Consider the following 24,796-nt stretch of genomic DNA (forward strand, 5'->3'; position numbering starts at 1 on the left):
ACTGTCGATGCTCCTTTTCAACATGGTATATTATACAAGTCGCAGCATCCGGGGTCACTCGGATGAATCACGCTTTTTGAGTCCTTAACTTAGCGCCATTCGTGTATTATTCCGACAGGATGTACATCTGATCGACGGACAGTGTATCCAGTGTTCGATTGCCTGCGGTGGTGTCGGTATCGAGCACCCGGACATGAATGATTCCGCTGGTGCCACCCGGGAGGGTAAAGCTCTGCGCCGTGTTGTCATCCGCTGTCTTGGTCACCGTCAGCATATCGGTATAGACGCCGTCCACGCCTGTGCTTGAGTAAGCGAAGGTGAAGTTATCCCCTTCCCCGTTGGCGCTGTGATGCGCCTCCACGTTGAAGCTTACCGTCGTGCCTCCGGCCACATCGAACTCCCACTTGTGTTCGAGAAAGCTGTAGCGGTCGGTCGGCTTACCGTTGGATTCCTCCTCGGTGATGGTCTCGTAGTTGTTGTCCGAACTGAAGGTATCCGTGATCGTGCCGCTGACAGTGCCGTCGATCAGGGTCTCCGCGTAAGCGTAATCCTCCACGACCAGTCCGAACACTTCGATATTCAGATTCGCTGGGGTCGTATTGGTACCGTCGCTGGCACTGACCATGAAGCTGTTACTGCCCACATCCGCACTGCCCGGCGTACCGCTTAAGGTTCCGTCAGAAGCCACTGCGAGCCAGGCCGGACCGTCCACCTTGGCGTAGGTGATCGTCTCGCCTTCCACATCGCTGGCACTTCCGGCGATCGTATCGCTGTAGGCTGCGTCCTCGGTCGCCTCGCCCGTGCTGAACGGATCGCTGGCAAAGACCGGCGCGTCATTGATCGGATTGATCGTGATCGAGACCGTCGCGGTGTTCGAGTCCACCGTGCCGTCATTGGCCTTGAAGGTAAAGCTGTCCGTACCGTTGTAGTTGCTGTTCGGCGTATAGGTCAGGCTCGGAGCCGTACCGCTCAGGATACCATTCGAAGGTGCGGCGACCACGCTGTAAGTCAACGTATCACCGATATCCACATCGCTGGCCGTCAGAGTGACCGCAGCAGCAATATCCTCATCTGTGCTGACCGACTGGTCGTCCGCAACCGGCGTATCGTTGACCGCGTTCACCGTGATCGAGACCGTCGCGGTGTTCGAGTCGACCGTGCCGTCGTTCGCCGTGAAGGTGAAGCTGTCCGTGCCGTTATAGTCCGCATTTGGCGTGTAGGTCAGGTCCGGAGCCGTGCCGCTCAAGCTGCCATTGGTCGGACCAGTGACAACCGTGTATGTCAACGTGTCGCCGACATCCACGTCGGTGGCGGTCAGCGTAACGACCACCGAACTGTCTTCGTCCACGGTTGCCGAGTCGTCATTGGCCACCGATGCATCATTGGTATTGATCACTGTGATGTTCAGCGTGGCTTCAACCGCTGGAGCCGTGCCGTCGCTCACACTCACCGTGAAGCTATTTGCTCCAACGTCATCATTGGTCGGCGTACCATTGAGCGTTCCGTCGCTGGCCACGCTCAACCAGGTCGCCGGACTGACCAGGGCGTAAGTCAAGGTATCTCCGTCCGCGTCCGTTGCGCTGCCCGCGATCGTGTCGCTGTAGGCCGCATCCTCGGTCGCATCGCCCGCGCTGAACGGATCGCTGGTGAAGACCGGCGTATCGTTGACCGCGTTCACCGTAATCGATACCGTCGCGGTATTCGAGTCGACCGTGCCATCGTTGGCCACGAAGGTGAAGCTGTCGCTGCCGTTATAGTTGGCGTTCGGAGTGTAGGTCAGATCCGGGGCGGTGCCGCTGAGGGTACCGTTGGTCGGGGCCCCGGTAACCATATAGGTCAGCGCATCACCTTCGACATCGCTGGCCGTCAGCGTGACTGCAACCGCAGTGTCTTCGTTGGTTGTACCCGATTGATCGTGGGCGACCGGCGCATCGTTGACCGCGTTAACTGTAATCGAGACCGTCGCGGTGTTCGAGTCCACCGTGCCGTCGTTCGCTACGAAGGTAAAACTGTCCGAGCCGTTGAAGTTCGCAACCGGCGTATACGTGAGGTTCGGAGCCGTGCCGCTCAGGCTGCCATTGGCAGGGCCAGTAACTACAGAGTAGCTCAGCGTGTCGCCGACATCCACATCGCTGGCCGTCAGCGTGATCGCGACTGCGTTGTCTTCATCGGATGCCGCCGAATCATCATTCGCGATTGGCGCATCGTTCGTATTATTCACCGTAATGTTCAACGTGGCCTCGATTGGCGTGGCAATAATGCTATCGGTCACGCTGATCGTGAAGGGCACCGATCCTACGTCATCGTTGGACGGCGTACCGCTGAGGTCACCATTGGTGGCCACAGTCAACCAGGCCGGACCACTCACCTTGGCGTAGGTCAACGGATCACTGTCTGCATCGCTGGCTGAACCGGCGATCGAAGCATTGTAAAGTGTGTCCTCGGTGGCATCGACCGCATTGAACGGGTCGGCGGCGAAGACCGGTGCGTCGTTGGTGTTGATGACCGTGATGTTCAGGGTCGCCTCCACCGCAGGAGCCGCACCATCGCTGACACTGACCGTGAAGCTGTTGGCGCCCACATCACTGTTCGACGGTGTGCCGCTGAGGTCACCATTAGTGGCGACAGTCAACCAAGCCGGGCCACTCACCTTGGCGTAGGTCAACGAATCACTATCCGCATCGCTGGCATCATCGGCGAGTGTGCTACTATAGGCCGCATCCTCGGTCGCATCGACCTCATCAACCGGATTAGCCGTCCAAGTCGGTGCAGTGTTTGGCCCCGCTACGGTGATGGTCACTTCATCAAAGCTTTGATCCGTCCCGTCATCTGCGGTCAGGCGCAGCACATAGTCTCCTAGCGTATCGAAGCTCGCATTGGTATCAACTGCTGAAGCGTCGTCGAAAGACACCGAAGCCGGACTACTCGAGACGCTCCAGGTTGTCGTCACTGTATCGCCCACGTCGGGATCACTCACCGTGCCGTCAAGTGCGACAGTGGTAGCAAGGTTGCCCTGTGGAGCGGCATCCTTGTAGGGATGACCTGCTGGCAGGCTGGCGGCAAAGCCCCATTTGTGAGCGAGGTAGCCTTCGATCTTCTGGCGGGTCTCTGCACTGACGGTACTGCCGATGGTAATGAACTCCGCAACCGCCCCGTCGAAATCGTCGGTCGTTCCGCCAGCACCGATCATGACCCCGGATGTGGTCGTGGTCACTCCCGCAGAAACACCTTCAGCTTCATTGACGCCATTCACCCACAGCTGCTTGATGTCCTCAGTGGTCGAATCATAAGCGCCCAGGAGGGTCGTCACACCTGAGGTGTTGGGAACGTAATTTCTTAGACTCACCGCAGTGCCGTTGCTGTAAAAGCGGAACATGGCATCCGGATTGTCCCAGACCCAGGTTTGGAGGTACCAGTCTGGGTTGAGTTCAAAGAAGTCTTCCCGCTCTTCTTGAGCACGATCCCGCTGCACAACCATGAAGACAAAGGCATCGTCAATCGTGGCACCAAAAGCATTGCTGTCCTCCTGCAACGCATCAGCACCATCGAAGTCCATGACGTTGAGGCCGTTGATGCTTCTAGCTCCGGTGACCGGCTGACTGGAGGCGCTGGCCTGTTTCATGTGATTGGCGTTGCCGCTCTTGTCATTCCATTGGGATACCAAGCCCGCGGACTCAATGATCGTTGAGGCATCGCTGGCATCATACCATGCCGTCGTCGTGATGTCCGTAGGCGTCCAGGGTCCACTCGCCCCATCCAGGCTGACCGTTTGATTCGTACCCGCATCGACGCTCGGCGCGTTGTTGATCGGATTGATCGTGAGGCTCACCGTCGCGATATTTGAATCCACCGTACCGTCGTTGGCCACGAAGGTAAAGCTGTCGGAACCATTATAATCCGGATTTGGCGTATACGTGAGGTTCGGAGCCGTGCCGCTCAAGCTGCCATTGGCAGGGCCAGTAACTACAGAGTAGCTCAGCGTGTCGCCGACATCCGCATCGCTGCCGGTCAACGTGATCGCGACATCCGTGTCTTCAGCAGTCGTTGCCAAGTCATCGTTGGCAACCGGTGCATCATTCACAGCCGTGACCGTGATGCTTACCGTGGCAATATTCGAGTCCACCGTGCCGTCGTTCGCCACGAAGGTAAAGCTGTCGCTGCCGTTGTAATCGCCGTTCGGCGTGTAGGTCAGGTCCGGTGCCGTACCGCTGAGCGTGCCGTTGGAAGGACCGCTCACGACCGAGTAGGCAAGCGTATCACCCGGGTCCGCATCCGTCGCGACCAGCGTAATCCCGACAGCGCTATCCTCGTCCGTGGTCACCGAATCGTCACTGGCCACCGGTGCGGTATTGCTGGTGTCCTCCTCCACTGTAATCGTCACATCATCGAAGGGCTGCACGGTTCCGTCGTCCGCAGTCAGGCGCAGCACATACGTGCCTGCCGTATCGAAGGACGCCGTGGTATCCACCGCAGCTTCGTCTCCGAAGACTGCCGTGGCGGGCCCAGAGAAGGTGCTCCAAGTGGTCGTTACGATATCACCCACATCCGCATCCGTCACCGTTCCATCGAGGGTGGCCACTGCAGTGATTACAGTATCTGGAGTCACCCGGTTGGTCATGGCATAGAGGTGGAAGGTACTCCCGCTTGCTGGCGTAATGGTGAATTCCTGAGTGGTGGCTGTCGCCGTGTAGACACAGGTGATACGGATGCCGTTGTTATTCCCATAGACCGACTGGTTGATATCCATGAATTCGCCGCCTGTGGCACTGAATGTCTGGATACGGTCGTCGTCTTCCCAGGCGACGCTATAGAAATCGACTTGATAGGTCTCGCCGACGGTCAAACCGCTCAAGGTTACGGTTCGTGGATCGCCATTGTAGACGAATTCCTCCGCAAGGTCTTCGCTACCGTCGGTGATAAGGGCGTCATCATCACCATTCCAATTACTCTGAGTTCCGGCGATGGTCCAACCCGTTCCCGAGCTGGCGAAGGCCTCTTCGAAGGCCACACCATTCACGGTCACAGGACCGCCATGGTTGTTACCGAAGTTGTGCGCAACGGTGTAGGTGTAAGCGCTGGAGATGTCGGCATCCGCATCGCCTGTCCAAGGGGCGAAACTCCAGCCCGTCGCAACCGGTCCTTCACTCAGGGTCACGGTTTGAGCATCACCGGCCAGTACGACCGGAGCATCATTAATGGCGCTGATTGTAATGCTGACCGTCGCGATATTTGAATCCACCGTGCCGTCGTTGGCCTTGAAGGTGAAGCTGTCGGTACCGTTGTAGTCCGCATTCGGCGTGTAAGTCAGGTCCGGAGCCGTGCCGCTCAAAGTACCATTGGACGGAGCGGTCACCACCGTGTAGGTCAGCGGATCGCCGTCCAAGTCGGTGGCGGTGAGAGTGATGGCCACCGAGCCGTCTTCGTCGACCGTTGCCGAGTCGTCATTGGCCACCGGGGCATCATTGGTATTGATCACAGTGATGTTCAGCGTGGCCTCAACCGCAGTTGCGGTTCCATCGCTCACACTCACCGTGAAGCTGTTCGTCCCCACATCGCTGCTGGTCGGCGTGCCACTGAGCGTTCCGTCGCTGGCCACACTCAACCAAGTCACAGGGCTGACCAGTGCGTAGGTCAGGGTATCCCCATCCACATCCGTTGCGCTGCCTGCAATCGTGTCACTGTAGGCCGCATTCTGGGTCGCATTGCTCGTGCTGAACGGATCGCTGGTGAAGACCGGTGCATCATTGACCGCATTGACCGTGATCGAGACCGTCGCGATATTCGAGTCGACCGTACCGTCGCTCGCCTTAAAGGTGAAGCTGTCACTGCCGTTGTAGTGACCATTCGGCGCATAGGTCAGATCTGGAGCCGTGCCGGTGAGCGTACCGTTAGCCGGTCCGGTCACAACGGCATAAGTCAGCGGGTCGCCGTCCACGTCGGTGGCCGTCAGGGTCACCGCAACGGATGTGTCCTCGTCCGTGCTGACCGACTGGTCGTCCGCCACCGGAGCGTTGTTGCCCCCCGTTGAATCCCCGCCGACCACCGTGGCAAATGTTTTTCCGATGCGGATATCATCGTAGGCATGATCCCCGCGTGCATTCGAGAAAGTCAGGATATTCAAGGTGCTTTCATCCACCACCCCGCTTGCCGACACTGCATTGGCCTCAAAAACCGCCTCGTCGAGAGTCTCCGACTCCTCAAAGGCATAGACCGAGACCTTGTCCGTGGCACCGAATTCAAACTTGAGCACCACCACGTAATCCCTGTCCCCTTGACCCGGCTGATGTGCGATATCCACTTGGCTACCACCGTTGAAAACAGCGACGCTGTAGTCCGTTGAATTGGACCCCTTCCATGCCAATCCAAGGCCATCGCCTGCCCCACTTCCATAGCTGCCGCTGGTATCCAGCGCCGTGCTTCGGGACTTGAAAGAGTCCGTCGTCAAGGCCAGCGCTCCATGCTGCCCGAACGAGTAGCTCCCCTTATGCCACAGCATGCTGGCCCACAAGACTCCGTCGGCACCCGCCAGGGTGCCCGCATCCAGAGCCAAGGGGCGGTAGGACTCCCATTTATCCCCGTCATTCGCGGTTCCACCCACAAAGTTGGCCGTACCGGTTTGGGTGTCAGGAAGGTTGTTCAAAACACCGTCCCAACTCAGGGTTCCGTAACCCGTGTCCACAGGAGTGACCGCAGTCGTCTCATCGTAAACCGAGGCGGTTCCCGATTCGGGGCCATCGGCCCAAGCGCCACTCAAACCTACCCCACCGCTGGCCCCAGCCAAGGGGCCAACCGGATAGTCGAACGGCTCGTGCACGTACAAATCAGACTGGCTCTCGGTTGTTGCGCTCAACGGGCTTGATGGCGCTGTCATGTTTTTGTTCACGCTTTTGTCACGTGCCACCACGGTGAATGTAAATTCCGTTTCCGGTGTCAGCCCATCCACCGTGTAGATCGGACTATCCTGCCAGCCGCTATCCGGCGCGCCTCCCGCAGTGCAGGTGAAGTAATATTCCACACCACTGGGATCGCTGGCCGTCGTGGCAGTCATGGTGATGCTGGAATACCCCTGTGCGACCGGTGCCACATCAAAGGTCATCGGATCCGGAGTGGGACTAGTTACATCGTAGTTGTTCTCCGCAAATGCCGCCACCGACGCCAATGTGTTGCCCACACGAATGTCATCGTAGGCATGATCCCCGCGTACATTCGAGAAGGTCAGGATATTCAAGGTGCTTTCATCCACCACCCCGGTCGCCGTCACCGCATACGCCTCGAAGACCGCCTCGTCAACGATGGTCGTCTCCTCAAAGGCAAAGGCCGAAACCTTGTCCGTCGCACCGAATTCAAATTTGAGCACGAGCAGGTAATCCTTGTTTAATTGACCCGACCGTATTGCGAGATCCACTTGAGAACCACCGTTGAATACGGCGACACTATAGTCCTTTGTGTTGGTTCCCGACCATGCCAATCCAAGGCCATCACCTGCCCCGCTTCCATAGCTGCCGCTGGTATCCAGCGCCCTGCTTTTGGACTTGAAACAGTCCGTCGCCAAGGCCAGGGCTCCATGTTGCCCCCATGACCAACCCTCCTTGTGCCACAACATGCTGACCCACAGGACGCCGTCGGCACCCGCCATTGTGCCCGCATCCTGGGCCAAGGTGCGGTAGGACTCCCATTTATCCCCGTCATTCGCGGTTCCACCCACAAAGTTGGCCGTACCGGTTTGGGTGCGTGGCATATTATCCAGCACACCGTCCCAACTCAGGGTCCCGTAACCCGTGTCCACAGGGGTAACCGCAGTCGTCTCATCGTAAATCGAAGCGGTTCCCGGTTCGGGACCGTCCGCCCACGCACCCACAAAACCGGTTCCCCCGGTATTACCGGCGAGTAGACCAACCGGATAGTCAAATGGCTCATGGACGTACTGTTCGATGCCTGCGTCCGGATCCACGTTGATTGTCACCGTGGCAGTGTCCGTATTTCCTTCGCTGTCCATCACGATGAAATCGAAGCTATCCGACCCCAGCGTGTAGGTGTAATTCGCAGTATATATCAAATTGGGTGCCGTGCCACTCAGTACTCCATGCTTCGGAGAAGTAGCGACGAAATAGACCAGCGGCAAACCTTCCGGGTCGCTACCGCCGAGGGTGATCGCTGCACGCACAGCGGGAGCCACTGAGACAGTTTGCGCATTGGCCACGGGCGGGTCGTTCGCAGGCAGCGTGCCGTCGGTGTCATACAAGGTGACGGCCACCGTCTCCGAGACTTCGGTGAGTTCGTATTCATCACTGGCCACCACTTCGAAGGTGTATTTGCCGGGCGTTCCATCAAATTGAACGGTCGTGGTGGAACTGGCCGTGGTTCCATTAATACTGAAGGTCACGTTGCCCGCACCATGAAGCTTGCGCCAGGTGTAAACGGTGTCGACTTCCCCGAGGTTGGTGACGGTTGCATGCAACTGCGTCTGGTCCGCGGGAAGGGTCAGCTGCGAATCATCCGCGCTGACCGAATCAAAGCGTTTCAATGACGTCAGCGACTCCGGATCGCTGTCGGCCGCGATCGCGTCCAGCGCCGCCTGGGCTGCAGCCTGATAACCCCCGGTGAGGAGTTTCTTGAGGAAGAATTCCACATCAGCCGACGGGGTCACATCGTCAACCGAGGCACCATAGCTGCCGAGGTTGTTGACCGCACCCGTTCTTTCGACCGAATCATTGAACAAATAAATGCTCGCCGGAACCCCATCCATGACATCGTTGGCTTGGAGATACTGGATGGCTGCCTTACGGTCGGCTCCGGCAAACATTCGATCCGCCAGAACCACGCTCATGGCGGACTTCAAAACCGTTCCCACCATGGGCTCAAAGTCCTCTGGCGCGAGGGATGGATAGGTTTGCACCAATGAGTTGCGCGTCAAGGCTTGCGGATGCTCAGCGACCGCCCGAATCGCAGGATACAGCAGGTTGCGATCGACACCATCAAGCTGGTTTCCGGCAATCACGCCTTGGGGGCCGAACGTGCCATCCGAATTGAACAGCAATCTTGATAGCTGTCCGTGGGCATGGTGCAGCGGATCCTCAGGATCGATCGGAAGCGCCGGTTTGGCCGTGGTCGCAACTGCCGACAGGATGGTGTCCAGTACAGTCAAGTTGGCCGATCGTGACAACTGTTGCATCGCTTTCGCCGATTCAAGGCGGACGCGGACATCCGCATCGGTCAGCAGCCCAGCGAGCACCGACGCACTGCTGTCATCGGCAATTCCCCCCAGAGCCATGCAAGCCCCTGCGCGCGACCTACCCCCATCCGGATCAGTCGCCATGCTGTGCAATGTCGGAAGAAGCGTGGCGTGCTCGGCAGTACGGCTGGCCAGTTCATTGGCAGCTTTTTGCTGCACATTTGAAGACCAGCTGTTCAAATCACTCAGAAGATCATTACTACTGCGCCCGGATGCATCGAAGCTAGCCGAGAACAGGGCATCCGCGACCTCGGCACTGCTCAGCCAATCCGCCGGGTCCTGATTGCGCCCGGTAATGTGCAACTGACGCAGGGGCATCGCATAGGTCAGCAGGGCTGGCGTCGACATCCAAAACTGATCTTTCCACTGCAAGCTGTTGCTTGAATCATTCACATCGTAGTCGAAGCCCCAATCCCAACGCCGGTTAAAGTCCAGCAGCCAGCTGATTTCACTGAAGTGGGCGGCCGCAGCCTCTTCGCCGCCAACGTTGGCACCCAAGGGTGTCCACAGGAAATTGAAGAAAGGACCGGTATGACCGCTCTCGCGCTCTTTGGCGCTGGCAACCGAAAGCTTGGCAAAATATGTGCGCTCGAAATCCCGTGTAGAATCGAGCGCAAAGGCCAGGGCCGCGGCACCTGACTTGCCGTTGCCTGCATGCTTTTGCGTCGTTGGCTCATGCTCGCCATAGGACATGCTTCCCCAGCCGGCATGGTATCCGACATATTTGCTCATCCGGTCGATCGCGGCATCGACCTCCGCAACGGAAATGCCACATTCCTTGGCCAGGCGCAGTCCCATAAAACAGGGCACCACGGTGGAGTTGATCACCCCATAGCCGACCCGATAGGGCCCGTTGAGGGAACCATCCGCGGCCTTGCCGGTGAGCTGGTGGCCCATGGTGCCGAACAAGCTGGTGCCGTTCGCAATCTGGATCGCCATCGCCTCAATGGTCGGCAACACGCTGGCGTCGTTGGTCTGCAGATAGTATTCCGTGAGTACGGTCAATTCATGCCCGAGCTTCCAGGAAATTTTACTTTCCCTGTCGATATCGCCGGACTTCCAGAAATCAATCCTCGCCTGATCCACGATCAAGCTGGTGGCATAGGTCTGGGCCTGACTCTGGCGCGCCGCATTCTTCGGATTCGACGGATCGTTGGCCGCCAGCAAAGCGAGCGCAGCCATGGAAAACTTCCCGGCGTCTTCATTGGCCATGATGTAATCGAGCCCATTCTCAAGGATGGCTGCCGACTTGGCGCAGTTGTAGGGCGCCGTGGCCGAATAGGCTCCGAGATATTGTAGCGGCACCTCTACCGTGGTAACGATGTCATCCCGCCATCTCAGCAGCTTGAGCACAGCCGGATTATTGGCCTCCGCATCCCCGATCGCGAGGGCCAGAGTCTTGCGCGCATCCGAAGTGAACTCCACAGGTTCGGCCCCGGTTCCATCCGCCCCGAGAATCACATCGCCCACGGCCAGGATGCCATCCGCAGGCGAGCCGGTCTCAACCGTGGTCACCAGAATCTGGCGACTGTCGCGAATGGGGCGATAGAGGTAGCCCCGCATGCCCGTCGGCCCGAGGTTGTAGCGGTAATCGTGGTCCGGCACCCCACCATTGGTCAAATCCGGCGGTGTCGCGTGGGACACGATTGAAAACAATGGCAGCAGGAAGCAGAGAAACAGAGTTCTCTTGAAGGAGAATACTTTATTCATAGTTAGGGGAAGTAGACTTAGGATAAGGTTTGTAGGATCAGACCTGGAAACTTGAATTAGATGAATGATTCCAACCTAAGCTAATACGAGATATTATTGTCAGTCTTGCTCGTATCTTTCCGGTCATGCTTTGAGCAAGAAGCCATAATGATAACCTGCATCTTCTTCCACTTCCTGCGGCTTAAAACATGTCGGCCATCAAATGATTCCAGCTATTTTCGCTCACTTCAAACGAGGGCAGACAAACACCGGAATGATCCGCTTTTTTGCTCCCCAAAGACGTTCGCTCACTTGGCGCCTGTAACGACGAAGAAACAGGAGCTAATACCGATTAATATGTTATGATCCGAAGGGTCGCAGGGCCCTGGAAGCGCTTGCTGGAATTACGTAGTGCGCCGCTTTAGCAAGCACTCCGCAGGCAACTTGGGTAGCGCTACGTGGCGCACGACGAACTTTTTACAGGCAGTTAAAGGTCAAAACTGTATGGCACTAACTTAAGCATCTAAATCGAACTTTCATCTTATATTTACAGATTTTAGGCCATCCCAACCCGGACGCCTGAGGGCAGGACGTCCCTACCTGCATATCGGATCAACACTTGGTTTCGAGGGTAGGGACGGCTGCCCTCAGCCGTCCGCGATCAGTTCGACCAGCAAGCCAATTCTCCCCGTTTAATTTCTTAAGTTAGCGCCATTCAGGTCATAACTTTTTAAAATTAGTATAAGGTTCAAAGTGGATTTCGAGCCTGCCGAATCTGGACCCTGCGGGGGAAAGGCACCTTCACCATCTCCTAGTTGGTGGAATCCGGATCGGAATCCGCCACCCAGGTGGGTACTGTCCCGCTGTCGGTGAAGTCGCTGGGATCCGTCGAAAACTGCACGGTATACCTCACGCTGCCCGAAGTTCCGTGGTCCTTGCGCCGCAGGAAGTAGAATTCCATCACACGCCCTGCCCCTTTCTGGACGAACGACCCGCCGTTGGAAGAACCATCGGTGGCAAGCTTGGGCTTCCCTCCCAGAGAAGAGGGTCTCCACTCCCCTTCTGGATCTTCCATGAACGACTCCCGGTAATGATCGACTCGGTCCAACCTGTGGGGAAGTCCGCCGATCCAACGAAACTTTCATCCAGCATGCTAACTGCATGCACATGACTGGTTAGGAGCGCCAAGGACAACAGAGCAGAGAATTACAGATTGATTGAAAAGGTACAAGTGAAGCCAAAGACTTGTGCTGGACCAATTGGTTGATGCCAATCACTAAGGAAGCCTTTCTTCAAACCGTAATAAAAAAAACGAAGTAACATCATGAAATGCAGCCTAGTCTTTTCATCCATTTTAATAACCGTTGCACTTTGCTCAGCACAACCAGTCTGTTGCGAAAATGCGCCGAAAGCCAGCGCTCTTCCGGACCCTACCAATGAAGCCGCACTTCTGGAAGCCGGTTTTAAACCCCTCTTCAATGGCAAGGACCTTGCTGGATGGAAGAAAGTGGGCGGCAATGCCAGCTATGAAGTCAAGAACGGCGCAATCCGTGGATTTGGGACTAAGATCAATCGCAACACCTTTCTTCGAACCGAAAAAGACTACAGTGATTTCATCTTCGTATTTCAGATGAAGATGTTGGACCGCAAGGGCAACTCGGGTTGCCAATTCCGCTCGAATCATAGAGAGGGCAATGGTCGCGTCTACGGTTACCAGTGCGAACATGACAACTTCAAGAAAGGCAAGCGCGCCTGGACCGCTGGTGTCTATGATGAAGCACGACGGGGCTGGCTCTACCCCGGCAAGTTGGGTGGCAACGATGAAGTGACCAAACAGGCGTTCACCGAACAGGGCGTAAAACTCTTCGACTGGGACGGCTGGAACACCATCGTCATCCGTTGTCAAGGCCGCCACATTCAAACATGGCTGAACGGGGAGAAACGGGCCGACTTCATTGACAAGGATGAAGAGAATTTCAGCCCCGAAGGCTTTTTCGGCTTACAAGTACATAGTGGCGAGTCAGGTGACATCCTGTGGCGGAATATATACATCAAGGAGCTATGACATGAACCCGGTGGGAAACATGGACCTCGGGTCCGTGGCCGGTTATCATCATGTGCGAATTTTGCACGCCCGGAGGTGGCCATGATACCCAGTACAGTGTTTTCGAATCGGTCAGCGTCGCCCCAATACCCGGAGGAGCCCGTTATCGGAAAGGAAGACGGGAATGGTGGAATTTGGTTAGAGCTTCGACTTTAAGAAAGCGTTATTAGCGAGTTCAGGCACCTCAAATCCCTTTCGGAATTGCGGGCGATTGAATGCCGCAGCGTTCGCCGGCCCGGAAACATCTCCAGTGGCAGGGTTCAAGATGACATTTGAACCCACCGTGCAAAGGGTCTTCTCGAAATCGATATTCCAATTTTTCAGCTGCTTCGATTGACGCTCGATCACATCGGCAAACTCTGCGGTTTGCGGCAAAACAGACGGTAACTTTGCCAGTGGCACTTGTTCGCCGGTGCGCAGTGAGATGTTGGCAAAATGAGGAATCGCTGCCGACTTGCACGAATTGATCAGTGGAGCTCGTAGATCCTGCGTCCGACGTGAACGAACCGCATCGAAAAAGTTCAGCATGTGCCAACGACCCGCATCGCCGGGAAACTTGGCGATCTTGGTTTTTCCGTCAGGACCCAGAACGTAACCACCACCACGACCACCGCGGAATTCACCGCCTTCGCAATTGACGACAATACCGATGCGAATGCCCTTGTAGTTCGCCGGGACATTGGCGTCCGGTTTTAAACTCATGTCGTTGACCTCAAAGTAACAAGGCACCCCATTGAGCTGGTAGGTCGCGAACTGCATATTGGCCGTCTCGCCCGCATCATCCCATCCAAAGCGACCACCATAACTAAAGACCTCCGTTGGCATTTCGGGGTCACCTAAAAGCCAGCTGATGAGGTCAAACTCATGCGGACCCTGATTACCAATATCGCCATTGCCGGTATTGTAGTCCCAATGCCAATCGTAGTGCAATTGTGGGCGGTAGATCGGTTTGTCCTGCGACGGCCCCAACCACAAGTTGTAGTCGAGGGAAGCCGGAGGCACCAGAGGCTGGTCGAGTTTGCCAATCGAATTGCGATTTTTGATACACAGCCCGTGCACGGATTGAATTGCGCCCAAATTGCCCTCTTTGAGGTATTTAAATGCGTCGATTAAACCAGAGTCCGACCGGTTTTGCGTGCCCGCCTGCACGATTTGTCCGTATTTTTCGACAGCCGCGAGCATTTGATTGCTCTCCCATACCGTGTGGGAAACGGGCTTTTCGACGTAAACATCTTTACCTGCCTGGCAGGCATGAATGGTGTGCAAGGCGTGCCAGTGGTTCGGGCTGGCTATAAACACCGCGTCAATGTCTTTGCGCTCAAGCAGCTTGCGATAATCGCGGATCATAGCCGGCTTCGTACCCGCCCGAGCGGCTGCCTTTTCCATGTGCTCCGTATCCGGATCACACACGGCCACCAACTTCGCATTCTTGATATATCCCTTCTTGGTCTGAAAGAGGAATTGTCCCAGCAAAGAATTGCCGCGCCCACCCAGACCAATGAAACCCACGCGGATTTGCTCGTTGGCTCCTACCACATCCTGCCCTCTCAACGCCATCGTCGATGCTATAAAACCACCGGATGTCGCTAAAAAACGGCGACGGGAAAATACGTTCACATCAGAAGATTTCATCGGAAAAAATTGAGATTGCCCGTCTCCCTGGTCAAAAAAAATCAAGAAACTTTCCCGTATCTTTTTAATCAGCCTTATCCTGCCGTATTCGCCTAGTCGTTCCTCCTCTCCGTTTTCTCGATGATAGTCGTTTAACAGCCCTCCGAGTCGGACGCGCGGGGCACCATCCGCCGTTCAAATTTTACGACCGAACCGCTATTCGATTGGTTCTGAGGGCTGCTCGGAAAAGGGATCAGGTACAGGTTGACACTGCCCAAAATTCGCAAGTCGTTGTTTTTGATGTATATAAACAAAAAACGTCAACCACTTTGTCGTTGGTTGACGTTTTCTGTTGAATGGCTGGCCAATCACTTTTGAAAAGGCGAACTAATCGTAATTGAAGCTAAGTGGTTAACAGCTCCAGAGCCCACTATTAAAGGGATTCCGAGCGTTTCGCCGATTTGATTTCGATCATTCCGATCAAAACCGGAGACTACAACCAAAACAGAAAGCTCCCACCAACGCCGATTTCTCTGCACGATTTCAATCATTTCGATCACTTTGACCGTTCCACGGAGCAAAGCGCAGTGCCACCGGAGGTGACCAAGCGAGCTAGTTCAGTCACGCGGGACTCCGCAACAAAAAGGCCGAAAAATCCCGCACGATTACGATCATTAGTCACCTTCGGTGGCACTTCTTGGGCAATCGCATCCTGCCGTTTACGGTTCACTTGTCACGGCGTAGCTTTAGCGTAGACGGATCTAACCCGCAATCCGGCCAATACCGAGGCGAAGCCGACACCCGAAGGCAATATTGCCATCTGCGTTTTCAAGTCGCTTTTTTCTTATTTCCGTAAGTCACTGGCGAGCAGAGCAGATCCAAAGTTTGAAGGGTACACCCAAAGCCAACTTCACATCCTTCTTCTCCAGCTGTTCTTTAAGTATCTCAAAGGCCAAAAATGAAATGAGGTCAATCGACACTGAGCTCTTTGACCTTGAGCTTGCGCCAGTGAATCGTGCCCTTTTTCCCGGAATGCACCTGTAGCCCGAAAAAACCGTTTTCACGCTCGTCGTTGACCAGATGGGCGACCGGCACGCCATTGATCCAGGTCTTGATTACGTTTCCTTCGGCTTTGATCGTAAGGCGGTTCCATTCAAAGTGATCGCGGACGGCCTGACGGGCATCCTTGAGGGCATCGCCTTTGAGAGGATATTTCCATCCGCCCATGGCTTCGCCGTAGATGCCTCCTGTCCAGCGTCGGCCCCCGGGGTCCATCTCTGCCTGGTATCCGAAAACCCGGTCGTTGGAATCCTTCGTATCCGCACGAAACATCACTCCGGAATTCCCCTTTTCCTCCCACTTGAATTCAGTCGTGAAAACGAAGTCGGAATAGGTCGCCTTGGTGCAAAGGAAACCGTTGGCTTCGCCCGGCACGCAAGTCCCGACGATCGCCCCGTCTTTAACTTCAAACCGGTGGTCGCCACCCTCCTGGACCCAGCCGTTCAGGTTTTTGCCATTGAACAACTCGACAAAGTCTTTCCCGCTGAGCGCGGGCTCGGGCGATGTATTCAGTGGCTGTTTATCGGCTGGGTCTGCCGAAGCGGTCAAGCTTAGCGCGAAAAGCGCTGCAAATAGAGTCAAGTATTTCATAATCGATTTTGTTGAGGTTTATTGGCCGGGTTTTTTATTGATGAAGTTTGTAAAATTCTTCCCATCCCCCGCGTGGCTTGGGATCGAGGAAGGCGCTCGCCAGCTTATTTCCTTCGATCTGTTTTGTCTCCCGGTCGAAATTAATTTCTCCACCAATCCGTTGAGCGATGCAGCCGAGGTTGAAGGTTTGCGAGAGAGGCCCGGCTACGCTGAAAGGAGAACGGGTTTTTTCTTCGCCCTTACAAGAGAGAATGAAGTTCGCATAGTGATTGGAGTTTTTCTGAGGGAATTTCGGTAGAGATTCACGTAGATCCATCATTTTTTCCCTCGGGATGATTTGCAGCGCAGAACCGTGGGTTCCGCCCTTGAAGACAAGATCCTTGGAATAAATCACCTTTCCGGCCCCTTTCAGGGTTTCCGGTTCCAGCCCTTCCGCCGCGCTCGTGTCCAACTCGGGATCGTTGTCCTGCCCGTCATACCATGTGACTTCGCAAGCCGGATGTTTTCCACGGGCGGGGAAGTTGAAGCGAATGGTCGACTTTTGCGGGTAAACAAAAGGATTTTCGCCGAGCCGCTTGACTGCGGTTATTTTCTGCGGCAGTCCGAACTCGAGAAATTCGTGACAGGTGTCGAGAATATGAGGCCCCCAATCACCGAAGGCACCGCTGCCGTAGTGAAACCAGCTGCGCCACTCCTGCGGATGCAGCTTTTGACTGTAAGGGTGGACCGGAGCGGAATCGATCCACTGATCCCAGTCGATGCCTTCCGGCATCGGATCGGTCGGATATTTCGTCGCGGTCTCCCCCCAGCCATGCCAGCGGCGCCAGCGCGTCATGAATGCCGTGACCTTGGTCACGTCCTTAATGACACCGGCCTCAGACCAGGCTTTAAATTGGAAATAGTTTGCCCCGGAGTGCCCCTGGTTGCCCATCTGAGTCACGACGCCCGTTTTCTCCTCCATTTGCATGAGTCGCTCGCACTGGCCAAAGGTGTGGGCCAGAGGCTTCTCGACATAGACGTGTTTGCCCAGATCCATGGCGAGCATGGTCGCGCAGAAGTGGGAGTGATCGGGAGTGGCAATCAAGACCGCATCGATCTGATCGGCCATGCGGTCGAACATAACCCGGAAGTCGGTGAAGCGTTTGGCTTTCGGGTGGGCGTTCAGCGTGCCCTGGACATGCTCACCTTCCAGGTCGACATCGCAGAGCGCCACCACATTGCAGTGGCCGGACTGGACCATTTGTTTGCGGTCCCTGTCGCCCTGGTGACCGATCCCGATCACGGCGAGATTCACTTTTTCGTTCGGAGCAACGAGGCCACTACGGCGATTTCCCAGCGCGATGTAGGAGGGCAAAATTGTCACGGCACCAAAAACGGCGCTCGACTTGAGGAATTCGCGGCGGGTAACGGAGTTTTTATTTGTTTTCATAAATTTGCTATTTCATGGTTTGCTTCGGACGGAAGGATTCCAAAAAGCTAAGGTTAAAAAAGGGGAGACAGATTAAGGTTAGGACTCATTCTTTTAAGTTGATTGATTTCCCGGCCGCTCCGATTCCCAATTCTTTGATGTGTATCCAAGGGCCACCGTAGCCATCAGCTCCGGTAACGGTGAATTTGACGTAGCGGGCAGTGACCGGATCGAAGCTGTCCGAGACGACGCCATGACTCCGATTCTTTGTCTGATCGACAATCGTCTCGTAGCCCGCATCGACCATGTTGGATGTTTCGACTTTATACTGGTAGGCCCGGTTCGAACCGAGTGTGACTTTGATAACATCGATGGGGCTGGGGGTATTTAAATCGACAATCACCCAGGCCGGATAACCGCTGGTGACGGTCCATGATGTCGAATAATCCCCATCCAGTAGATACAAAGGCGGGTCTTTAAAGCTCCCCTCCGAGTGATCCGTAATATAAGGTGCCAGCGGTCCGAGGTGGGAGATCTCATTATCCCGGATTTCCGTGGCCGAGACATGCTTCGCCAGGATGGCCGGGATTTGTCGTTCGGGGTCCAGCATTTTAATGACATTGCCGGTAACCGAACCATTGCTGACCGAGTCCAGATAGATCGCACATTGACCCGCAGTCGACCTGCTGCCTCCGTTGTAATAAGACTCGGAAAGTTCGATATAATTGTCACGGACGACCAGATTATGGACGTGATTCGCAGACACTGCGGGGGTATTGATGCCGTAAAAGGAATTGTTCTCGACGATGATGTTTACGAGGACGGTCGCTCCGTCGTTCAAATTCCACTCCGGAACTGCAAATCGAAGGACGCCGACATCCTGCAACTTCATCGGAATGGCTCGAAAGACGTTTTTCCGAATCGTAACATTATGGGCAAGCGGTCCCTCCCACCAGTAGAAGTGGGAGCCCGCATGAAGTTCATCACGGTTTCGAATAAAGAGGCAGTTTTCAATCAGTGTTCGCTTGGCGGCTTTTAAAGTGATGGGTTCGGCGGACGCATCGTGAAAGTAGGAATTTCGCACGACGAAGCTGTCCGGTCCGCTCGCAGGGCCAGCAGTTGTAAATACCCAGGACCACTGACTCACCTCGACCGGGCTTTTCAGTTTCACGTAGAAGGATTTATTGATCCAGCCATCCCGGTAATTATTGTCCTGTGATTCGCAGAAAACACGCCACTGCGCTTCGATCTGATCGGTCATTTCCCCGGGTGCCTCGGCGATTTCCGATACGACTGCGCTTTGTTTCTCTCCCGTTTCATAGTCACGGATTGTCAAAGTATTGCCGATTTTCGGACTGGTTCTGCCTGTGATCAGAATCACATCGGGTTTGATCTGTTGGTAGACCGAATTCACCTTCAGCATCAGGTTGATGCCATCATCGGTATGCGCACCGAACTCACAGCCGTCTATCAGGACAAAGCCCTCAGTCACGAGGAACTGTCCCGCGCTTCCCCCGTGAATCCGGTTGGTCCCAGGAGCGGGTCGCAAACGGATATTTCTGAACGTCAGGTCGCCGACTCCTTTCCTCACATCCCAACCGCCTCCGACATAGGAATCAATCCCATCAACGGTAATTCCATAGGAACTCCGGACGCGCAGGGTCGAAGAGACTCCCTTATTACGGTCCATCACAATAATATTCCCGACCTGGACAGCTTTGCCCCTGCCCAGGGAAACTTGAACACTACGGTCACCGACTAAGCTGGGGTTGGAGTATTTACTTTGATGCTGTTCAATACCCCGGCCCTGGCTGTCGAAAATGAGCCGATGCCCTTTTTCTGCCAGATCGCTGATTGCATAGCCCTGCGGCACGTAGACAGTGGCAAGATCCTCGTCGAGCGCTTCGATACGGCCGTGGACATACGTCAAATCGGTCGAGTCGACGGTGCAGGGCCCCTTCACGGTGATGTTTTTGGAATTTTCGATACCCAAAAACCCACCGGCTTCCATCATGAAATCGCAATTCGCGATGTTCAGTGTAAAGTTTTCCGCATTATCGATTCGTATGCCGCCTTCGGCAAAGCGATAAAACCCCGGCTCTGCGGTATAGCTTGCATCGCCGCGGTCGATGGCAGCCTGAATCTCGTCCAGCAAAATTGCCCCGGCTTTACGCTGCGCCGCCTCCTCTTCAGAGCCGTAGGTGACTGCGTAGGTCGGGTTATCGAAGCTGTAATTGCGGTGAAAGGCCTGAACCCCGAAACGCGCTTCCATTTCCTTCATCACACTATCCGGCGCACCGACATGAACTTCTTCACTTTTGAGGCCCTCCTGTGGGGCCGCCCCGCCCGGATTGGAATCGGCAAAAGCGCCGGAAGGGTTCAGATAAATGCCAAGTGGCAGAACCAGAAGCCCGAAAAAGAGCAAAATCCAGTTGTCTGGATTCTTTGAAGATCTGATTGGATTTTCAAACATGAAGCAAAATAATAAGAAAAGATTTCGGTCGTAACTCGGGTCCATTAATTCGGGAGAATTAGTATTATCCTCCCCGCACCAGTGTGAGACTAGCGGTCTATCCTCACGAAGTTCAGTTCCCAGTGAACTTTGTTTCCCCGGGTGAAAGGCACGAGTACGGCAGCGATCGGTTTCTCCGGTTCCCGATAGGTAATGAGCCGACTGTGCGTCAGCTTGTAGTTGTCTCCGCTTGCGGCTGCAATTTTTAGATTAAATTGGAAGGATCCGTTCAAATTTGTGGGAATCGAGACCGATTTGCGGGCGGGGATTTCCACCGGAGCGTCTTCGTTTATCTTTGCAAAGATATTAGTCGCTCCCGCATTGATTAAGAAAAGGCTTCCCCCGGGTGCGGTTTTTTCATCTGCGGCGACCGGGAAAAACCGAACTTCCCCCGGCTTTGAAAGATTGAAAAGGAGGTAATGCTCGGCATCCTTAAGTTGTGATTCATCGATCTGGGCAACGGGCAAATAGACCGTCTCTTCTTCGACAACAGTGCGTTTGAACACCTGAAAGGGCAGCAGACCGTCGTATTCGTGCTTGAGCCCCACCCCGCCATATCGAGCGCTGATCGGGCGGTACTGCTTTTCGTCTTTGTAATAGAGCGGATTGTGCGGCGAGCCAAGATCGGTTCCAAAGGATGAACTCCGCATATCATGGGGGGTATAAGACTGGAAGCTAAAGCTTGCCCGGGGTTGGGAGCTTTCTGGCTGCGCTTGTACCTGTGGGGAAGCGCCAAACCAGCCCAAAAATACCACACATAATAAGGGAAAAAAATAGTCTCGTCGCTGCATCGGATGGGGTTTCATCGTGGGGTAGTGCGTGGTGGATCGTAAGTGAGTCCGTCAAAGCGTTTTCTCATCGATCCACTTAAACTCGATCAACTTGAACTGTCGTCCAAAGTCGATGTTGGTTTGGGAGCTGAGCGCATCTGGAGAAATTTCGGGGTCATCCGCCGGATCGAGATAATTCGGCACGCGTTGAATGATCGCTTCGCAATAGGCTCTCGCGCCCTGCTTACCAGTGGCAAAACGTGTGCTCTCCCCATATGCCCGAATCTTAAAAGTGTCCGAGCGCGGCGATAGGATCGGCCCCAACCTTTGAAGCAGGTGGCCCTGCGACAGATGGCCGGGGGCACCTTCCATGTAAGCCCCCATCACCGCAGGACGATTGGGAACATTTTCGGGGTCGCGCAGATGCTTGTTCTCAGCGTATTCAAAAAAGTCCTGATCCGGATTTCCTTCGAAAGCACTGTTGAGACCCACCTTCTCAATCGCGGCTTGGAGTGTTCCAAAATAGCGTCGATCCTTAGCCAGATCCGCCAGAGTGGGTTGATCTGGAAGGTTAGCACCGTCTTCTGTAAAATTATCGCCCGGCCCTTGTTGGAAAATCCTTCGATTGACAAAACCGGAAAGACTGAGAAAGGGGCCTCTCGATTTGACCTCGGCGACGATGGCTGCAGCCAGCTCGTTGATTTGATCACGCTCCAATCGGCGATAGCCACCATACAGCTCGGTGGATTCGATACTTCCACCCTCGGGGAACGGACCCATCACTGGTTTGGGACTGTCGACGAAGGGGGACTGGTCGGTATTTTGGAAGGATACCCCGGTCGATGTCGTCACATCCTGTCCATAAAATTGCGACAGAAGCGCCTCCCAAGCACGCACCGAAGTCGAATTGATGTTGAACGCGCCATCGATCCCCAACAAGGATGCCGCAGTTCTGAAATCATAGAGTGCTTCCACTTGATCTCCAGGGAGGGGGGCCGTCCCCCCCTGCAAGGAGACAATTTTGCCGTTGCTTAAGGGAAAATCGGGCACGGAAGAAGGTTCCGGAAGCGTCGAAAAGAAAAAACGATCCCAGAATTGACGATTGGCAATCCATCGGCTGTCACGCAGCCGACCATTCTCGTATTCATTGAACGGCACCCCCATGTCGGCACGGCCTTCTCCGATGATTATGGGTGGCCCAAAATTTTGTTTCCCGCTATGATCCACCGAGGTGATGTCGAGATGGCGGAGATGCCCGACGGACGTGATTGATTCATCCTCTTTCGGGAGCGAAAAGTAAGCAGCCCGCTCACTGCCCAAAGGTCGGTCCGAATAACCGAGAAAAGTTGCTTTATTATCGGAGTGGGCATCAAAAACAGTATTTTCAAAGGTCTCTCCCGCTCGTCCGTGGAACGGATTGTTCCGCGGAATAAATCGACTGTAATTGGCATTTCTGTTTTTATAATAATTGGTTCCACCGGAACCTGGGAGATCGGGAGTCCCAAGCAAGGGGGCTCTTGGATTCAATCTCACCAAAGGCCGGTGGTGAATAAACTCAGCTGTCGCATCATCATTTTCCGCAAAGTAATCGTAAATCTTTGAACCCTTTTGCCCAAGCTGAAACTCGATGCCGACTGGGACCGATTCGTCATTTGAACTAAAGGGTTGGATTTTCTGACCTGGAATTAATCCAATTGGAATGACAAAGGGGCTCGAGCCTTTGTCATCGGTTCCAAAAACCGTCCCGGGTTGAATGTAATCCTCGTTTACACGATCTCTGACGCCACTGCCGAAATACATGTCCCTAACATTAATTGCCGAGTTATCGAATCCATTCAACGAAAGCTTCAATTGCCATCTAAGTCCGTCACTAACTCTAATATCCATCGTCAAATTACTGTTGTTCAAATCCGAGGGGTCCACATCGAACACCTTGTCGGCATCGATATAAAGGCCACATTGGTTCAATCCCTCCTCCATTAAAAATCCGGGATCACTTTCTTCTTCACTTGGGCTATTCGCAGACAAGGTAAAGACCCGGGACTCACCGGGCGGAATCACGACCGCATCAGTGTCCGTACCCTTCAACTCGAAATTATACCAATTATATCTTCCGAGGAAAGGATCGAAGTCGCTTTCCTCTTCGGATACCCATCTGTTACTCGCATCAAAATATCCAACCGTGTAGTCAATTCTGAACGGGTATGCAGTCATAAAATGGAAACCGTAACCATTTTCGGCATTAATCGTCACATCGTAGGGATTCCACAAAACAACAGCGGGAACTCCGTAAACCCGGGGACGGTAGCTTGGGTTTCCGGTATCCGGGTCAGACCCTTCGTCAACCAGACGAAAGGCCAAATAAAATTGGAATTTTTCGATTACGGGCATGACGGGGAATTGAGTTGTCACAGCAGGATCCTGTGACGCATCCTTTTCGATACGGCGCGCCTGATAAACATCGCCGACAGCGGTATCGATCAACTCCTGGTAGAGCCGCAAAACATTCCACCGAGGGCCCTCATAAGGCGGAGCCGACTTATAAGGCTGGAAAAGACGCTCGCCCGGCATCAGGGGTAAAAACTCGCTGTTAAACTCCGATTCGTCCAAACGCATAGCCGTCGTCAGATCGTAGCGAAGCCCCCCCCGCAGCGTGTCGGTCAACAAGCCGGTGCCATGGAAAGTGACATCATACTCCAGAGGGCCTGCGGCCTCGGGATCCTCCATCGTCTCCGAAACCAAAGCGAGGTCGTAAACCCGGCGCCAGTCGGAGGGCTCTGCGATATCGGCATCCTCCAACTCGGTGAAAGCGCTCACACCATTGCCCTCCGGAAGGAGCAATTTGTTCGGGTCCGCTTCATAATCTTCAACCACTGCGTTCAATTTGGTCTTTACCCCTTCGTCGCTGATCCAGTATGCGAATGCCCCGTCCGAAAATGATTCCCTGGGCACGCGGACTCCCGGGTGGAACGCCGCTTCCTCAGCAGCTCCTCTGGCTCTCGCCAGCCGGACCGCCTCAGCGGTACCTTCGACACCTTCTTTTGGAGAAACACGAAGCGGGTCTGTTGCCGAGTTTCCACTTACGAGCCATGTAACCAATTCCGCGCGGGCCCTGGGGTCCAAACCCTCCGGAAAATCATCCGGCTCCTCCACCTTGGGCTGATGCCACACGCCAGTCCAGGCGGGTTCGGCCACGCCTTCCATAATTAGAGTGCTTGGGTCCTCGTCGAGGATTTCAGCTCGCGCACTCACCCGTTGATCGCGGCCCATGGACTCCTGCAAGCGCCCCATTGCAATCTGTAAACCGAGCAAGGCGTTTTGACGAGCTTCCAATCGTTCTTCCGCGCTCTCTGCCGCTTGCGTTTCGACGCGAACGAGCGCTGCCAGAGCGATGCCCAATACGAGAATAAAGCCCATCACGGAAAGACTTGCGATTAGGGCAAACCCGGACTGAGCATTCTTTTTTGGAAACTGGCTAAGAGCGTGCGGCATGGGGTAAGTCACTGTAAAATCTGGCTGCTGAAATCAGTTACCAAATTGAAATAACATCAAAGACTGGGGAAATAATCGATCTCTTTGTATAAAGCCATACTCAGTTTTTTTTGAATCTCATCCCCTTTAGCAGATAGCCACGCTGACCGCTGTTACGGTAGATTTCCCGGATGGGAATCCGCCATATCTTTTGCAGGCTTTGGGCATCGTTATTTGTAGACCCACAAAATACCACAGTGCCTGCCTTCCTGTCATTGAACTTTCGCGGATTTATTTTGAACTTTTGCGTCGGGGGGATCAGACGAGGCCTGACGGCATTTAGCTCAAC

9 protein-coding genes are annotated in these 24,796 nt (G+C 54.7%); 1 reads left to right on the forward strand and 8 read right to left on the reverse strand.

Translation table 11 applies throughout. The features are described from left to right. Nucleotides 1-106: 106 nt before the first annotated feature. Both DDZ13_RS07760 and DDZ13_RS07765 read right to left on the reverse strand, forming a co-directional pair. Nucleotides 107-10,942, reverse strand: a complete 10,836-nt coding sequence (locus tag DDZ13_RS07760) for an Ig-like domain-containing protein (RefSeq protein WP_110130869.1) — start codon at nt 10,940-10,942, stop codon at nt 107-109. A 790-nt stretch (nt 10,943-11,732) separates the two neighbouring features. Further along, complete coding sequence (locus DDZ13_RS07765) at nt 11,733-11,996, reverse strand: hypothetical protein (protein ID WP_110130870.1); 264 nt, start codon at nt 11,994-11,996, stop codon at nt 11,733-11,735. 249 nt (nt 11,997-12,245) lie between these two features. Between DDZ13_RS07765 and DDZ13_RS07770 the strand changes: the two genes are divergently transcribed. Next, entirely contained in the window at nt 12,246-12,986 is a 741-nt protein-coding gene (locus DDZ13_RS07770) for a 3-keto-disaccharide hydrolase (protein WP_110130871.1), read from the forward strand. Between the two features lie 177 nt (nt 12,987-13,163). Here the strand turns inward: DDZ13_RS07770 and DDZ13_RS07775 are convergent, their stop codons facing one another. From DDZ13_RS07775 to DDZ13_RS07800, 6 genes are all read right to left on the reverse strand, one after another. After that, nucleotides 13,164-14,657 carry a Gfo/Idh/MocA family protein gene (locus tag DDZ13_RS07775; RefSeq protein ID WP_110130872.1) on the reverse strand — a complete coding sequence of 498 codons (1,494 nt, stop codon included), beginning with the start codon at nt 14,655-14,657 and terminating at the stop codon, nt 13,164-13,166. Nucleotides 14,658-15,605: 948 nt separating this feature from the next. Continuing rightward, entirely contained in the window at nt 15,606-16,286 is a 681-nt protein-coding gene (locus DDZ13_RS07780; protein ID WP_110130873.1) for a 3-keto-disaccharide hydrolase, read from the reverse strand. A gap of 34 nt (nt 16,287-16,320) precedes the next feature. Next, nucleotides 16,321-17,715, reverse strand: a complete 1,395-nt coding sequence (locus DDZ13_RS07785; protein ID WP_110130874.1) for a Gfo/Idh/MocA family oxidoreductase — start codon at nt 17,713-17,715, stop codon at nt 16,321-16,323. Nucleotides 17,716-17,800: 85 nt separating this feature from the next. Then, nucleotides 17,801-20,167 (reverse strand): discoidin domain-containing protein, encoded by a 2,367-nt coding sequence (locus DDZ13_RS07790; protein ID WP_158279835.1) that lies wholly within the window; start codon nt 20,165-20,167, stop codon nt 17,801-17,803. An 89-nt stretch (nt 20,168-20,256) separates the two neighbouring features. Beyond that, nucleotides 20,257-20,856 (reverse strand): hypothetical protein, encoded by a 600-nt coding sequence (locus tag DDZ13_RS07795; protein WP_110130876.1) that lies wholly within the window; start codon nt 20,854-20,856, stop codon nt 20,257-20,259. 192 nt (nt 20,857-21,048) lie between these two features. Then, nucleotides 21,049-24,468, reverse strand: a complete 3,420-nt coding sequence (locus tag DDZ13_RS07800) for a hypothetical protein (RefSeq protein WP_110130877.1) — start codon at nt 24,466-24,468, stop codon at nt 21,049-21,051. Between the last annotated feature and the right edge of the window lie 328 nt (nt 24,469-24,796).

This window comes from Coraliomargarita sinensis (assembly GCF_003185655.1).
In the GTDB taxonomy this organism is placed as follows: Bacteria; Verrucomicrobiota; Verrucomicrobiia; order Opitutales; family Coraliomargaritaceae; genus Coraliomargarita_B; species Coraliomargarita_B sinensis.